Annotated in this window: 10 protein-coding genes and 1 pseudogene; 4 read left to right on the top strand and 7 right to left on the bottom strand. The window is 56.9% G+C overall.

The annotated features are described in order from the left end of the window. Positions 1-180: 180 nt before the first annotated feature. Positions 181-891 (top strand): SDR family NAD(P)-dependent oxidoreductase, encoded by a 711-nt coding sequence (locus B3605_RS20965; protein WP_296435889.1) that lies wholly within the window; start codon positions 181-183, stop codon positions 889-891. A 154-nt stretch (positions 892-1,045) separates the two neighbouring features. Here B3605_RS20965 and B3605_RS20970 read toward each other — a convergent pair whose 3' ends face one another. The 4 genes from B3605_RS20970 to B3605_RS20985 all read right to left on the bottom strand — a co-directional run bounded on the left by B3605_RS20970 (position 1,046) and on the right by B3605_RS20985 (position 3,825). After that, entirely contained in the window at positions 1,046-1,234 is a 189-nt protein-coding gene (locus B3605_RS20970; RefSeq protein WP_112973543.1) for a hypothetical protein, read from the bottom strand. A 151-nt stretch (positions 1,235-1,385) separates the two neighbouring features. Beyond that, positions 1,386-1,787, bottom strand: coding sequence for a PAS domain-containing protein (locus B3605_RS20975; RefSeq protein ID WP_112941922.1), 402 nt, complete (start codon positions 1,785-1,787; stop codon positions 1,386-1,388). 84 nt (positions 1,788-1,871) lie between these two features. Further along, on the bottom strand, positions 1,872-2,186 hold the full coding sequence (locus tag B3605_RS20980) for an ArsR/SmtB family transcription factor (protein ID WP_296435892.1): 315 nt from the start codon (positions 2,184-2,186) through the stop codon (positions 1,872-1,874). 190 nt (positions 2,187-2,376) lie between these two features. Beyond that, entirely contained in the window at positions 2,377-3,825 is a 1,449-nt protein-coding gene (locus tag B3605_RS20985; protein WP_296435893.1) for an aldehyde dehydrogenase, read from the bottom strand. Between the two features lie 366 nt (positions 3,826-4,191). Between B3605_RS20985 and B3605_RS20990 the strand changes: the two genes are divergently transcribed. Then, positions 4,192-6,093 (top strand): potassium transporter Kup, encoded by a 1,902-nt coding sequence (locus tag B3605_RS20990; protein WP_296435895.1) that lies wholly within the window; start codon positions 4,192-4,194, stop codon positions 6,091-6,093. Positions 6,094-6,195: 102 nt separating this feature from the next. Beyond that, complete coding sequence (locus tag B3605_RS20995; protein ID WP_296435900.1) at positions 6,196-6,663, top strand: HD domain-containing protein; 468 nt, start codon at positions 6,196-6,198, stop codon at positions 6,661-6,663. Between the two features lie 100 nt (positions 6,664-6,763). On the opposite strand, the gene B3605_RS21000 is transcribed toward B3605_RS20995, so the two are convergent. The 3 genes from B3605_RS21000 to B3605_RS21010 form a co-directional block, all read right to left on the bottom strand. After that, positions 6,764-7,054 carry a DUF982 domain-containing protein gene (locus B3605_RS21000; protein WP_183794173.1) on the bottom strand — a complete coding sequence of 97 codons (291 nt, stop codon included), beginning with the start codon at positions 7,052-7,054 and terminating at the stop codon, positions 6,764-6,766. A gap of 313 nt (positions 7,055-7,367) precedes the next feature. Further along, positions 7,368-9,122: a peptidoglycan D,D-transpeptidase FtsI family protein gene (locus B3605_RS21005; RefSeq protein ID WP_183794175.1), complete on the bottom strand. Its 1,755-nt coding sequence runs from the start codon at positions 9,120-9,122 to the stop codon at positions 7,368-7,370. A 118-nt stretch (positions 9,123-9,240) separates the two neighbouring features. Beyond that, on the bottom strand, positions 9,241-9,558 hold the full coding sequence (locus B3605_RS21010; protein WP_296435898.1) for a hypothetical protein: 318 nt from the start codon (positions 9,556-9,558) through the stop codon (positions 9,241-9,243). A gap of 301 nt (positions 9,559-9,859) precedes the next feature. On the opposite strand from B3605_RS21010, the pseudogene B3605_RS21015 reads away from it, so the two are divergent. Next, a pseudogene (locus B3605_RS21015) lies at positions 9,860-10,415 on the top strand (sensor histidine kinase); the annotation flags it as partial.

Genomic DNA, 10,415 nt, shown 5'->3' on the forward strand with positions numbered 1-10,415 from the left:
CATGAGCTTCGGCAGCCGCACCTGCAACGACACGGAAACGATTCGATCAATGATCTTACCTGGGTAGTCTGATCTAAAGCGCGCTTCGTAAGACGTGCAGCATGAGCAGTCGCTTTCTGTTCGAGCCGTCGGCAAGCCTAGTCAACCCGATAAGTTAGCAAGTCGCTGAGTGGTAGAGCCATGACAACCGAACCAGAATCTCATCTACAATCCCTGCCGTATGGCTTCCGCGCCGTTGTCATTGGTGCCAGCGGAGGGATCGGAGCTGCCGTTTGCGCTCGTTTGAAAAGCGAGCCACATCTCGGCGAGCTGGTCGAAATCGCACGGAAATTGGACGGGTTCGATCTGCTTTCGGAGGCGAGTGTAGCCGATCACGCAAACCGGCTCTCGAATGGCCCGGTCCACCTGCTGATATGTGCAACGGGAATGCTGACGACACATGGTTGCCCACCGGAGAAATCGCTGCGTCAGATTGATCCCGAAATCATGCTTTCGCAGTTTCGCGTCAATGCGGTCGGACCAGCACTGGTCGCCAAGCATTTTTTGCCGCTACTCGATCGCAAGTCCCGCACGGCGGCAGCGTTTCTGTCTGCGCGCGTCGGCTCGATCGGAGATAACGTGAAGGGCGGCTGGATTTCATATCGCGCATCGAAGACGGCACTCAACCAGATCGTGAAGACGGCATCCATCGAGTTGGCGAGAACCCATCCAAACGCGGTGATAGCGGCGATGCATCCGGGCACAGTTCGAACGCCGCTCTCGCAGCCATACTCGAAGGGCCATCCGACAGTCAGCCCAGAGCAAGCAGCCACCTCGCTCATTCGCACGCTCAGTCGGCAAACTCAGACGGGCACATTCATCGCCTATGATGGAAGCGTCATCGAATGGTAGTGCTGCGCAATCAACCGTCGCGAAGTCGATCACCCGGGCATCAGATGAGTTCCCACTGAGCGTCCGAGACGGCATTTTAGCTGCTTGGCGGGAAATGGCGCATTTCTTTGTTGGGTGCACCGAGTGCGCCCGCAAACATCAAATCGCTTGCCGCTCAGGCGCGCCCTTCTAATGCCTGTACCATCATCAGGGAGAGGTCATCCCACTCCGGCGCTTCAGCCTTGACGTCCAATTGTTTGAGCACGTGTCGTGATTGTGGATTGCCACCTTCGGCGAACTGCGTCTTTGAGGACATTCGGCTCGGAACGCCTTCGACGTCGCGGTCATCGCTGTGTTCACACATCTCAAGCTCCGTCCTGCGTCCATCTGGTTTGGAGCGTGAACGGTGCAACGGCCCAGTTGTTCCGCTTGGCCGCACTTAATCGTGCCCGTCGCATCACGGCATCCCACTGCCGATGATCGAAGCGAAGATCTTGGACGCCCTCGAATGGCCGTCAGTGATGCGAGGGAGGTTCTGGCGCCTCTGAGGGTACGACGATACCTGCGTAGTGTATGGGATTGTTGTTGCGGTCGCGAAAGCACCTGCCAAAGGCTGATACGCGAACGTAAGAGCCTTCAGCATTCATTGACCGATAGTGCTGAACGGTCGGATGCTGAGCAACAATGGCATCACTGATCTGCTTGGCCAGTCCGGCAACGTCATCCGGGTGCACTCGATCGAGATAGGCTTGTACTGGCAATCCTCTTTCCGTCTCGGCTGCTTCGAGGCCAAATAGCGCAGCAAGAGCACTGTCCGCATAGACCAGATCGGCGTTCATGTCCCAGGTAAATAGGCCGGCGTCGGGCATCCTATCCCCGACGATCCGCGTGACGAATAAGGCTTTGGCGTCCGACATTTGGTCTCCCAGCCGTTTTCTCGAGCGTGCTGGCGCCATACATCACAAGTTTCTGAAACAGGCAAGGTGCCTGACATCCAGACGTTACAACGATCTTTTGATTCTGATATCCGCGGCTGGCTCAAACAACTCCTTGAGGACTTCCAGGACCTTCTGAACTCCTTCGTGCGAAGTGGAATAGTAAACTGTTTGAGCATCACGTCGCGTCGTGACAGCTTTGGCAGCCCGGAACTTCGCAAGATGCTGAGAAAGCGCCGATTGCGAAAGCGAAACCTTCTCCGCGAGCTCGTTGACACTGAGCTCCCGGTTTAAAATATGCGAGGCAATGAGAAGACGCTTCTCGTTTGCAAGAAGAGCAAGCAATTCTGCCCGAGCGGCAATCGCTGTTTTTTCGTTCATGTTATCGAACCAAGACCAACTAAATTACAGCTTACTTAAACGTAAGATGTCGGCGTGGCTAGAATAAAAGTATTACAAATTAGAAAATCATCGCGAAGCCTCGACCTACGGTTAAAATCGGCCGAAGACAGCGACTTTGTTTAAGGCGCGAGCACCGCTAAGGCGTGTCATGAGCGAGGGTTCATTCGGTCTAGAATGGATATTGCTGGTGTGGATCCTCGATCGTGATCCATCGAAGATCGGTGAATTCGTTGATCGCAGCCTTGCCGCCAAACCGGCCATATCCGGAGTTTTTCATGCCTCCGAAAGGCATTTGAGCTTCGTCATGGACCGTCGGACCGTTGATATGGCAAATGCCTGACTGGATTTGGGCGGCGACCGCCATGGCGCGCTGGACATCTCGGCTATAGACCGATGAAGACAAACCATATTCCGACTGATTTGCGATCTCTATCGCCTCAGCTTGGCTTCTTACCCGAATAATGGGCTTCACAGGGCCGAACGATTCCTCGTCATAGACTCGCATGCCTGGTTTCACATGATCGAGCAGCGTGGCCTCGACGACAGAGCCCTCTCGCTTCCCGCCCGCAACCAGCGTGGCGCCTTTGGCAACACCATCTGCGATAAAGTCTTCCATCTTTATCGCCGCTTGCTGGGTGACGAGCGAGCCGAGAACGACATGACCGCGGGGATCACCTGCAGGAAGCTTGCTCGCACGAGCCGCCAGCTTCTCAACGAATTCATCTGCGATCTTCTCGTCGACGATGATCCGTTCCGTCGACATGCAGATCTGGCCCATATTCGCGAACGCACCGAAAATTGCGCCGTTGACTGCGGCATCGATGTCGGCATCATCAAGTACGATGAATGGTGCCTTTCCGCCCAACTCCAGGAGAGCAGGCTTGAGATGGCGCCCGCAAAGCTCACCGATTATGCGACCGACCTTCGTCGAGCCAGTGAAGTTCACGCGACGTACCGCTGGCGCTGCTATCAAAGCCTCGACAATTTGCGAAGCGTCTTCTGGCGCATTCGTAATGACGTTTACCACGCCGTCGGGAAGCCCGGCCTCTACCAGCGATCGGCCGATGAGGAGATGGATCCCCGGGCAGGCTTCCGACGCCTTCAAGATCACCGTATTTCCGCAAGCAAGCGCCATTGCTATCGCTCTCGTGCCGAGAATGACCGGAGCATTCCAGGGTGCGATCCCAAGGCAGACGCCTGCCGCCTGCCTCACGCCCATTGAAAGTGTGCCAGGTTTGTCCGAAGGGATAATCTCACCCTGGATCTGGGTGGTCATGCTTGCCGCCTCACGCAATATTCCCGCTGCGAGCATTGTATTGAAGCCCGCCCAAGGTGCTGTGCCGCCAGTCTCCTCGATCATGATGCGTGCAAATTCATCGGCTTTTGACGACAAGACATCGGCTGCCTTCATCAGAAGCGTCCGGCGCTCACTGGGACCTGTCTGCGACCATGATGGAAATGCAACTGCCGCCGCCGACACGACCGCGTCCACGTCGTCCAAACCGGAGGCTGGCGCGCGGCTCGCGACCTTGCCCGTGTATGGGTCAATACGATGATAGGTACGACCCGATTTTGCCGAGACGAGCTTACCGCCAATGATCTGCTGAAGTTCGAACATGATAATTTGCCGATCCCGATGAAGCAGCCCCGTTTGCGTATGGGGTCGCGTTAGCCGTAATTGTTGTCAGTTCATTCCGGTGACGAGTCAAGAAATCACTCCAAGATGCGAGCGAGATTGTGAAATCATGGACTGGGGAAACCGTTGGACGTTTATCGAATGAAGCGCCGATGTTCGCTTCTAGCTCCCGGGCACGATGGGTTTGGAGGGGGGCAAATAGCGAAAAGCTGCCACGCGTTCAGACCCGGCTACCATGACACATACAAATACTGTGGTTCAGCCAATCGAACCAATCGAACATTCCTGCGTTCAGCGATATCATCAGCTACAACCCTGAAACAAAATCGCTTTCATCAGGACCGCCCGGTGACCTATCCTCAACTCCGCTCCGAAGACCCGGAACTCGCGTCTGAAACCCGTAGCGGCCTGCCCTCACTGGTGCTGGCGGCACTTGGTGTCGTCTATGGCGACATTGGGACGAGCCCGCTCTATGCATTTCGCGAGGCATTGCACGCTACAGCCGGATCTGGATCACACCGGGAAAATGTTCTCGGTATCCTTTCCCTCATCGTATGGGCCCTGACCATCGTCGTCACGGTGAAGTATGTGACGTTTGTACTCAAGGCCGACAACCGTGGAGAAGGCGGAACGCTTTCCCTGATGACACTTGCGCGACAGAGCTTTGTAGAAAAACCCGCATGGATCCTCGTACTGGGTGTTGCGGGCGCATCGCTGTTTTTGGGCGACGCGATCATAACGCCAGCAATCTCGGTCCTTTCGGCTGTAGAAGGGATCCAGGTTGTGGCGCCAGGTCTGTCGGCATGGATCGTTCCCATCACCGTCACCATCATCGCCGTGCTTTTCTTCGTTCAGCGCTTCGGCACGGGCGGCGTTGCCGCAGTTTTTGGGCCGGTTATGGCTGTTTGGTTCCTGGTTCTGGGAATTAGCGGCGCAATCCACATCATGGATGATCTCGAAATATTCAATGCCATCAACCCACTCCATGGCGTTCTTTACGCATCGAACAATGTGGGGCATGCCATTGCCGTCCTTGGCGCAGTCTTCCTCGCCGTGACCGGCGCCGAAGCGCTTTATGTCGACCTTGGGCACTTCGGTAGACGGCCGATCGTGATCGCTTGGTTTTCGCTTGTCTTTCCCTGCCTGCTTCTCAACTACTTCGGACAGGGTGCCTTTGTCCTTGCCAATCCAGGCATGACCGACCACCCGTTCTTCGGCATGCATCCGGAGTGGGCGCGTGTGCCGATCGTGTGCCTTGCAACAGCGGCAACCGTGATCGCGAGCCAGGCGGTGATCTCGGGCGCATACTCGCTTGTTCGTCAGGCCATGCACCTCAACCTCCTGCCACGCCTGCAGATCTTGCATACCTCGCAGACGCATCAGGGGCAGATTTTCATGCCCCAGGTAAACGCGTTCCTTTTCATATTTGTCGTCGCACTCGTCCTGTATTTCAGGAACTCGAGCGGATTGTCGGCCGCCTATGGGATTGCCGTTACCGGCGAGATGCTGATCACGAGCGTCCTGTTGTTTGTTGTCATGAGACACATTTGGAGATGGACGACGTTGAGTACGGCAGCCGTGATTGCTCCGCTTTTCTTGATCGACGCAGGGTTCTTCATGGCAAACATTGCCAAGTTTCCCGAGGGAGGATGGGTTCCAGTCACCGTTGCATGCACCATGGGCCTTATCATGCAAACATGGATGGCGGGACGACGGCTTCTTGCTGCGCAAACACGCGCCGATGAAGTTCCGCTCGAAGGGATCATAAAGAGGCTGACGACAAAGCCGCCGACGACGGTGCCAGGAACTGCCATTTTTCTGACGAGCGATGTAGAAGGCGCCCCCACCGCGCTGTTGCACAGCCTCAAGCACTACAAGGTCCTGCACGAACACAACGTTATATTGAGCGTGATCACTGCAACAGAGCCGTTCGTGCCGGACGACGAGAAGATTTTCCTCGAAAGCTTCAGTCCGCTGTTCAGCCGCCTGGTGATCACCTTCGGATACATGGAAACGCCCAACATTCCGCGCGCCCTGGTGCTGGTGCGCAAGCTCGGGCTGAAGTTCGACATCATGTCGACGTCATTTTTCCTGTCGCGTCGCACGATCCTACCATCCAAAAAAGGCGGGATGCCCTTCTGGCAGGACCGCCTGTTCATCGTGCTTGCGCAAAACGCTGGCAACGCGACGGACTATTTTAGCCTTCCAACCGGGCGTGTCGTCGAACTTGGGTTGCAAACCGTCATTTGATTGCAAGAACTGATCGGACTCACTGCAGGTCGGACGATGACAGGAGTTACGCGGGGAACCACGACGACACGCGATGCGTTTTTTGCTGTGGAGGGCCGATCAATGGCGAGACATGGTGAAACAGCGGGAGAGGCTTGGGAACTTGAGGTGGCCCGAAAGCTGTCGCGCGACGCGCATCAAGGGCAGTCGGACAAGACTGGCCGGCCCTATTTCGATCACTGCGAACGAGTGGCTGATCGCATGCAAAGCGCGAAGGAAAAGACCGATGCCTTTCTTCACGACATCGCCGAGAAATGTGACGGCTGGGATTTCGACCGGCTTCGTCAGCAGGGCTTCGGTGACGATGTCGTCAGCGCCGTTGAAGCGCTTACCCGCCGTGAGGACGAAACTGACGATCAGTTCGTCATCCGCGCAGTCGCAAACAAGCTCGCCTGCCCTGTAAAGATAGCCGACCTCGAGGACAATCTGCAGCAAGCCAACGCTGCACGCTCCGATCCAGTCAAGTACAAACGGGGGCTGGAGTTGGTCGCGATGGTTCAAGCAAATCCAGATCTGACGCGCCTCACCTGATTGCCGCACTCAACAACGATCAAGACGATATCGATTGCCAAAAAGAAAGTCGTGAGAGGGGCAATTGGAACGTGGATCAAGCGGGCTCGCGGAATGATGGTCAGCTCGCCTTTTTGATCTCACTCATATCATCTGGAATAACGTGCATACCGGCGGCGTGGGCAGCATCGACGAAGGCGGCGCGTGCCTGCGCTGGGGAGACGGAGTGGTCGAGCGCCTCGAGCGACGTGACGAGCGCCCGGTGAAAAGCAGGCGGCGTCTTGTTCGGCCACTCGACGCTGATCAAGAGGGCCGCGATGTTTTCGACGTTGTTTGCTGCAACGTATCTGCCGGCGCCCTCTATATCCACATGGAGCGGGGCAATTGGGATGGGCTCATGCATGCCATTCATGACGCTCTACCTCGATGACTGCTGACGCGACTCAACTGTCGACGAAGTGATTCGTTCCGAGCCAAAGCAAAGCTTTGACAGGCATCGAACGGAAAACTGTTTGGGCCCGGAACCAATTGAGGTCATGTGAATTGATATGAAGGCTGCGAAATGTCCCCCGTAGCCACTCTTCCCCCCTTTTTGCCCCGCCATGCGCGGGGTGTTTTTTTAAAGGAGGGCATCAACGGCCTTGGTTTCCCGCTCCACAAGGCGTCAAAGTCTCCAGCACGGTGATCGAACCCTTGTTGTCCCTGGGCTCATCGCAGGCATTAGGTCAGTAGTCTGCCAATAGATACTGAGCATCCGGGCTACCGAAGCGTGGTGCGACCCCAAGCAATGGCGCTGCGCGACCAATGATCGATTTGATCATCGGGGCTGCCGTCGATGCCGCCGTGCGGCCGCCATGTTCTCCCGTCTCCGGCGCGTCAATGATGGTCAGCACGATGTATTTGGGCCGATCCATCGGAAAGGCCGCAACAAACGCATTGAAGTTCTTGTCGCTCGCATATCGACCATCGACGACCTTGTCGGCTGTTCCTGTCTTGCCGCCAATGTTGAAGCCTTCGACCTGGGCGCTGCGGCCCGATCCCTTGATACCGTTCCAGGCATAAAGATAGCGCATGTCCTGGCTTGTCTTGTCGCTGAGAACAAGCTTGGCGATATCGCCTGCCTGCTCAGGGCTGCGCGGAAGGAAGGTCGGTGGGACTAGCTTGCCGCCGTTGATCAACGAGGCTGCTGCAACGGCCGTTTGCAAAGGCGTCGTCGCGACGCCGTGACCGAAGGAAATTGTCACCGAGTTGATCTTCTTCCATGTTCGCGGCTGTGTCGGCGTCGCCACGCCTGGCATTTCCGTCTCCATCTTGGAAAGCAGCCCCAGCTTGGTCAGAAATTCCCGGTGCCGGTCGATGCCGACCATGTCGGCGACGGCAGCCGTACCGATGTTCGACGAATACTGAAACACCTCGGGAATGGTGAGCACGCGGTTCTTGCCCTTGAAATCCCGAATAATGAAGCCGCCCATGCGGATTGGCCGGGTGGCGTCGACGACGGAATTGAGGTTGATCTTTCCCTCGTCCAGACCCATCGCCAGCGTGAAGCTCTTGAAGGTCGACCCCATCTCGAACGTCGCGTTGCTGATGCGGTTGAACCAGCCTTTCTCGTATTCCTTGTCGACCTTCCCGTTGGCAAGTGTGCGCGAAGGCTGGTTGGGATCAAAATCGGGAACCGATGCCATCGCCAGAACCTCTCCGGTCTCCACGTCGACAATAACGGCGCCTGCGGCTTCCGCCCGATATTTGACCATGGCTTCTGCGGCAACTTCGCGCACGATGTTTTGCACGCGCAGATCGATGGATAGCTTTACCGGCTCAAGCGGCATGTCGCTTGTCAGACCGGCGGCTCGAAGATCAAGGAGCCCCTGCTGGTCGAGGTAACGTTCCATCCCGGCAACGCCACGATTGTCGATATCGACATAGCCAAGCACATGCGCGGCCGTGTTGCCACCTGGATAAAATCGCTTCTTTTCCGGCCGGAAGCCGACACCCGGTATCCCCAACTCAAGGATCTGACTTTGCTGGCGAGGGGTGATCTGCCGGCGAAGCCATGCAAACCGTGATGATTTGACAGAGAGCTTTGCGTAAGTTGCCTTGCGATCGAGATCCGGAAAGATGGTGGCGAGCTTTTCCACCGCATCATCAACATCGACGATCTTGTTGGGCTCGGCAAACATCGAGACGGTCCGAACGTCGGTTGCAAGCAATTGCCCGTGCCGGTCGAGAATGTCTGGTCGCGATGCCAGTAGCTTGTCAGACGGCAGGATACCAGATGTGGCCTCGGGATCACGAACCCCATATTCGACGAGCCGCACGGCACTCGCCCCAAATCCCATGACGAGTGCCAGCGCAACCAGAAGAACGCGCGTCTTGCCCTGCCTGTAGAGATCGACCTTCTTTCGGCTCTTCCCGTTTTGTATCGAGACGTTGAGATGGCCGCGACGTTTCGCGAGGATGATTTTCGATACGAGGCTCATCGTGCGCGCGCTCCCGTTATCCGGGCATATCGCGGCGATGCAGGCAGGCTCATGGGTGCGTCAGCAATCAACAACATCAGGGCTCTCTCTCGAGCAGCCCTCAATCAACAGGAGATCGTCAGGCTGCTCTGGCTATTGGATTGGGATGAGAAAGCGTGCCGCCGTCGATTGGCGGCCGATAGATGGGATCGAGCGCCCGGCCTTCCAGATGGATCGGGAGATTGGGATAGTAGCTTACGTCGGCTAGTTCCCAGGCATCGGGCCAGGCGTCAACAGTTGACCGCCTCGTCCAGTGTTCAGCGTCATTGACATGGCTGATGTCGCGGTTGTCCGTACCAGACACGGCGTCGCCTTCGGTGAGAACTTCGGTTTGGCAAGGGGCTACGAAGGACGTGTTCGCAAGGCAAAGCTGTGCACTGCCGATAGTGGTCAGCATGATCATCACAACAATGAGGATGCGCCGAATCATCTTCTACCGAGTAAGGCTTCGTTAACGCTAACCAGCCTAGCGCCAGAACCTTACCGAATTCTCAATATTTCAGATGACGCTTCAATGCGCCCGGCACATCTCACCGTCCCCGGCTTTCGTCCGTGCCACACGGCCAACGGTCCTTCTTCATCTGGCAAGAAAAGATCGATATGTTAGCGCCATGAATGTCGTTTCGCTCACTCCACCTCGCAGGATGTTGCGCCAAAGGCTTAGCCTGGCGTGGCAATTCGGCATTGTCGGGGGTCTCGTGCTTCTGCTTGGCATGGCGCTCATCGGGCTGTGGGTCACGAGCCGGATCGAGGCCGCGGCAGTGCGCAACACCGCCAGCGCCACGGCACTCTATGTCGATAGCATCATCGCGCCGCTCACACAGGAACTTGCCTCCGCAACCTCGCTCGGCGAAGGCGCCAAGCTGGCGCTGACAGAAACGTTACAGCAGGGTGTCCTGCGCGGCAGGCTCTATTCATTCAAGATCTGGCGCCCAGATGGCACGGTGCTTTTCAGCAGCGAGCCCAGCCTCGTCGGAAAGCACTTCGCGATGACTGAAGGGCTTGCCACGGCGCTTGCCGGTTCGGTTCATGCAGAATTCGACGACCTCGAGGGCGAGGAGAACCAGCTGGAGCAGGATAGCGGCCAGCCACTCCTGGAAATCTACAGCCCGATCCGCGAACCCTGGTCGGGCGACATCATCGGCGTTGCCGAGTTCTACGAAATCGCCAGCGACCTGCGCTCCGATCTCGCGGTTGCCAGGCTGCAGAGCTGGCTCGTGGTCGGCGCGGTGACCGCCGGCATGCTGGCGCTGC

Origin of the sequence: Rhizobium sp. UBA1881 (assembly GCF_002338015.1) — a bacterium.
Classification (GTDB): Bacteria; Pseudomonadota; Alphaproteobacteria; order Rhizobiales; family Rhizobiaceae; genus Rhizobium.